This is a genomic window from Thermovirga sp. (assembly GCA_012523215.1).
Classification (GTDB): Bacteria; Synergistota; Synergistia; order Synergistales; family Thermovirgaceae; genus 58-81.
In genome coordinates this window covers 1-4099 of the sequence record JAAYIZ010000190.1, presented here as the reverse complement: position 1 = coordinate 4099, position 4099 = coordinate 1, and the positions used below count along the sequence as shown (strand labels likewise).

Annotated in this window: 4 protein-coding genes; all 4 read right to left on the bottom strand. The window is 52.2% G+C overall.

Going from position 1 to position 4099, the window contains the following annotated elements:
- Positions 1-454 precede the first annotated feature (454 nt).
- The 4 genes from GX108_05260 to GX108_05245 all read right to left on the bottom strand — a co-directional run bounded on the left by GX108_05260 (position 455) and on the right by GX108_05245 (position 4055).
- Positions 455-1654: an aminotransferase class I/II-fold pyridoxal phosphate-dependent enzyme gene (locus GX108_05260; GenBank protein NLO56446.1), complete on the bottom strand. Its 1200-nt coding sequence runs from the start codon at positions 1652-1654 to the stop codon at positions 455-457.
- Between the two features lie 13 nt (positions 1655-1667).
- A complete protein-coding gene (locus GX108_05255; GenBank protein ID NLO56445.1) occupies positions 1668-2648 on the bottom strand; it encodes a transketolase family protein in 981 nt (326 codons plus the stop codon).
- A complete protein-coding gene (locus GX108_05250) occupies positions 2645-3499 on the bottom strand; it encodes a transketolase (GenBank protein ID NLO56444.1) in 855 nt (284 codons plus the stop codon). Before GX108_05250 ends, GX108_05255 begins: the two co-directional genes overlap by 4 nt.
- 349 nt (positions 3500-3848) lie before the next feature.
- The gene (locus GX108_05245) at positions 3849-4055 is read right to left on the bottom strand and encodes a hypothetical protein (protein ID NLO56443.1); all 207 of its coding nucleotides are present in this window, start codon (positions 4053-4055) and stop codon (positions 3849-3851) included.
- Between the last annotated feature and the right edge of the window lie 44 nt (positions 4056-4099).

Below are 4099 nucleotides of genomic sequence, written 5' to 3'. Positions count from 1 at the left end.
TGTGGGTTTTTTGTACTTCTCGAAGGTCACGGCGTTGGCAAGGCTCTTCATGCGGGATCAGCTCCCTCAGAGGGTGGTATGGTCGTACAGAAGGCTGGAATGGACAAACCAAGGCTGCTACAACCATATTTTACTAGGTCAAGGTCCGTTTCCTGAGGTCTTTTTCAGAGATTCCTTAGCCGTTTGTAGAATCTGTGGCACTTGTTTACCTTTCCCATATCAAGAAAAAGATACGGGACTCCGGATTGTGTGACAAATGGACATTGAAGAGCCTGCTCGACTAGTTGAATATGATAGAGCTGTTTGGGGCTCCGGGACAGGAGAGAAGTCCTGGCGAAGTCACGAAGAAACAGAAAGACATCTATGCTGAACCGGACATCCCGGCACCGCAGTTACAAATGCTGGAAATGCAGGATGCAAATAATCTTAGCCCAGTTTTGTAACCCTCATCATTTTATTGCCTAGGCCCTAACAGATTCCTCATCTCCCCTAGCCCCTCCACTATCGCTTCGGCATCGATACCGGAGTAAGCCAGCCTGATGTACTTTTGAGTCTCGTCGGGAAAAGGCGTCCCGAAATGATTTCGTGTGGTGAAGGATACGCCCGTTCTTTCCAGGATGTACCTCCTGAAATCCTCGACCTCGTCCATTCTGAGCTTTTCCATGGCCTTCGTCACGTTCGGGAAGAGGTAGAAAGTGCTGTTAGGAGTACCCACATGGATACCCTCCATGCTGTTCAGGATGGAGACAGCCTTGTCGCGCCTCTTGCACAAGATGTCCAGCATCCTCCTGTGGTCGTCCTGAGGTCCTTTCAATGCGGCAACCCCCGCCCATTGAACGAAGTTGTTGGTACAGGACTCGTCGTTGACATTGAATCGCGAAATGGCCTCAATGATATCCCTGGGACCGATCGCGGCACCCAGGCGCCATCCTGTCATGGCAAATTTCTTGGAGAAAGTGTAGAGAATGACCGTCCTCTCGGAAAGACCCGGGAAGCCAGTGATGCTCATAGGGGAGCCGTCAAAGAGAATATCGAAATAAGCCTCGTCGCTGAGGACGTAGAGATCGTGTTTCACGCAGATCTCAGCCAGCCTTCTCATCTCTTCCCCACCTGATTCAGCGCTGGTAGGGTTATGGTAGTTGTTGTAGATAATGAGTTTTGTCCTCGGGGAGATCTGGCTCTCGATGGCATCAAAGTCCAGGGCAAAGCCTGTCTTGGTTTCCTTGAACCCATAGGGTTTCCCCACGCCCTCGTGGAAGTTGATCATTGATTCGTAAATGGGAAAACCGGGATTGGGATAGAGCACCTCATCACCAGGATCCATCAGGGCCATTAGAAATTTGCCGATCACAGGCTTACCACCAGTCTGGATACTGACGTTATCGGCATCGAGTCTGAGACCCCTTGTTCTCGAGATCTCCTCGGCCATCGCCTCCCTCAGGGGCAGGATGCCCGGAGTGGGACAGTAGCCTGTCTTTCCCTCCCTTATGGCCTTGTTCGCCGCTTCCACAATGTGCTCGGGAGTGGGGAAATTTAGGTCTCCGAGGTGGAAGTGATAGACCTTTACACCGGTGGAGGCGAGCTTTGCGGCCTCGGCTCCCACGGCAAACGCAGTTTCAGTGCCCAGTCGCCTGGTCCTCTTCGCGAAAGGAATTGACACGGGGGAATCACCCTCTCTTCATTTTTACGGCTTCAAGGGCGGCTTCCGCGATAGGTTCTGCCTTTAGGCCGTATAGTTCCATAAGTTCGTCGGGTTCACCGGACTGACCAAAAATGTCCTTAACCCCGATCATTTTTATCGGCACGGGATAATTCTGGCTCAGGACCTCGGCAACGGCGCTCCCGAACCCACCCATGACCTGGTGCTCCTCGGCAGTGACGAAAGCTCCTGTCTCCCGCGCGGCCCGAAGAAAGGTGGCAGCATCGATGGGCTTCACAGTGTGACAGTTGATCACCCTTGCGGACAGCCCTTCCTTTGAAAGAATATCAGCCGCCATAAGGGATTCATAGACCATCTGCCCGCAGGCCGCGATCGTGACGTCGTCGCCGTCACGATAAACCTCAGCTCTTCCTAAAGTAAAGGGTGTCTTACAAGTGGTTACCTCGGGCACTTTCTCCCTGCCGAAACGGATTACTACCGGACCAGGGATCGAGGCAGCCGCCACCGTGGCCTTGAAAGTCTCGTGATAGTCCACGGGAACGATCACCGTCACGTTAGGTATGGCTCTTGTAATGGCGATGTCTTCCAGGGCCTGGTGTGTAGCTCCATCGGCTCCAACAGAGACTCCTCCATGTCCTGATCCAACTTTCACGTTCAGTTTCGCGTAAGCGACCGTCGTCCTGAGTTGATCCCAGGCCCTCCCCGTGGAGAACACCCCGTAGGTGCTGACAAAGGGAATCTTACCGGAAACAGCCAACCCTGCCGCCAGGGCCATCATGTCCTGCTCGGCGATGCCGGTCTGTATGAATCGGTCAGGGAAAGCGTCACGGAAACGGTCCACGCAGAGGGAAGAACTGAGGTCGGCACCCAGGACGACCACGGAGGGATTGTTTTTCCCAAGTTCCACCAGTCCGTCGCCGTAACCGAAACGGGTTGGCGTCCTTTCCGGTTCGGGAAAAATCTTTGGAGAAAGGAAAAGATCGATCATCGGACAACCTCTTTTGAAAGCTCAAGCAATGCCGCCTCGGTTTGCTCCGATGAAGGCGCCTTGCCGTGCCACCCGGCCTGGTTCTCCATAAAGGAGACACCTTTGCCCTTTATGGTGTGAGCAATTATGATGGTGGGCCTGAAGTGGGTATGGCGAAAACGGTGCATCGCGGAGAAAAGATCACGGAGATTGTGACCATCCACCTCGATAACGTTCCATCCGAAAGCCCGCCACTTGTCGGCTAGGGGTTCGAGGGACTTGATGCTCTCGGTATCACCATCTATCTGCAACCCATTCCTGTCGATAATGCCGCAGAGGTTATCCAGCCTGTAATGGGCGGCAGTCATGGCCGCTTCCCAGATCTGCCCTTCATCGAGTTCCCCATCGCCCATAATGCAGAATACCCTGTTGGATTTGCCATCCATTTTCATGGCAAGAGCAATGCCAGAAGCGAGAGAAAGGCCCTGCCCAAGGCTTCCTGTCGAGGCTTCAAGCCCGGGAAGTTTGCACATGTCCGGGTGACCCTGAAGACGAGAACCCAACTTTCTGAGGGTCAGGAGCTCTTCCTTCTGGAAATAGCCGCTCTCGGCCAAGGCGGCATAAAGGGCGGGGCAGGCATGCCCCTTTGAAAGCACCAAACGGTCGCGGCCTTCCCAACAGGGATCGCCGGGATCATGCTTCATGACATCGAAAAAAAGGACGGTGACAATATCGGCGATAGACAAAGAACCGCCCGGATGTCCCGAGCCCGCTTCCGCGACCATCTTGACGATGTCTTGCCTGATGGCCAGGGACATTGATTTAAGATGACGCAATTCAGCCTCTCCCACGTTTTGACCTCCCAGTGCCATTATTCCAGCGACGCCAAGCATCGTATCCATCGGAAGCAAGCATTGATTCTGTATGCAGCTTATCCATTTATTAGCGTTCATTGCTTTAAAGGGTTCGATTTCTTGCAGAGTCTCATTACATTATTTAGGGGTCTCTTCCATTATCTCAAGGAGCTTGAGTTCAAGTATAACTATAGGCAACAAAACCTGTTCAACAAAATATGCCAGTTCCATTGCGATTTCGTACCAGATGTTGAGTAATCACCTACTTTTTACATCTTTCAGTCCTTTATGGCCAACCTTTCACTGATTTCTTCCTGGTTTTCTTGTTAATTTCCTCTGACTCGGAGCGGGTAGATCTGGTAGATCCCTAGGTTTTTTGGAAAGCAAATTTTGAAAAGGCCCTGGCCAGCCTGAGGCAACCTTCTTCAGCTTCTTCCTCTGTAACCTTAGCATAGGAAAGTCTTATTGTTCCCTTGGCTGTTGATTTGGGATCAAAAGAGAAAATCTCACCACTTAATACTCCTACCCTTTCTTCATTTACTGCGAAGCGGGCAAAACCGCCGGAATCAAGCAATAAAGGAGCTCTCCCCCAGAGAAAAAACCCTCCCTCAGGAACAC

Excerpts from the sequence above, each read along its gene's own strand:
- GX108_05255 (NLO56445.1), bottom strand. The coding sequence starts at position 2,648 with ATGATCGATCTTTTCCTTTCTCCAAAGATTTTTCCCGAACCGGAAAGG.
- GX108_05250 (NLO56444.1), bottom strand. The coding sequence starts at position 3,499 with ATGGCACTGGGAGGTCAAAACGTGGGAGAGGCTGAATTGCGTCATCTT.